Here is a 317-nt window from a genome sequence, read left to right as displayed (position 1 = left end):
ATCCGTTTGTCTGCCAGCGCCGGGCGGCTCTGTTCCTCTGCAGCGCCGGAACCGGTGGAATGGCCGGACTCCAGAAACAGCTGTAATACGTGGAGCATTTTGGACTTAAACAGGGAACTTAAATATCAGGGCACTATTTTAAAAATATACGAGGATACCGTGGAAGCTAACGGCCACGAGGCTCACTGGGATTTTATCCACCACAACGGTGCGGCTGCGGTGGTTCCCGTGACGAAGGAGGGAAAGCTTCTGATGGTTCTCCAGTACCGGAATGCGCTGGACCGCTATACGCTGGAGATTCCGGCCGGAGCTCTGGA

At 54.9% G+C, this 317-nt stretch carries 1 protein-coding gene; it reads left to right on the top strand.

Going from position 1 to position 317, the window contains the following annotated elements; translation table 11 throughout:
• Positions 1–96: 96 nt before the first annotated feature.
• Positions 97–317: NUDIX hydrolase (locus NE473_RS30785; protein WP_502802863.1), on the top strand; the 221-nt coding region annotated here is incomplete at its 3' end.

This window comes from Hungatella sp. SL.1.14 (assembly GCF_024460495.1).
Taxonomy (GTDB): domain Bacteria; phylum Bacillota; class Clostridia; order Lachnospirales; family Lachnospiraceae; genus Hungatella; species Hungatella hathewayi.
Note: the sequence above shows the minus strand (reverse complement) of the source record. Positions and strands in the feature narration are given on the sequence as shown.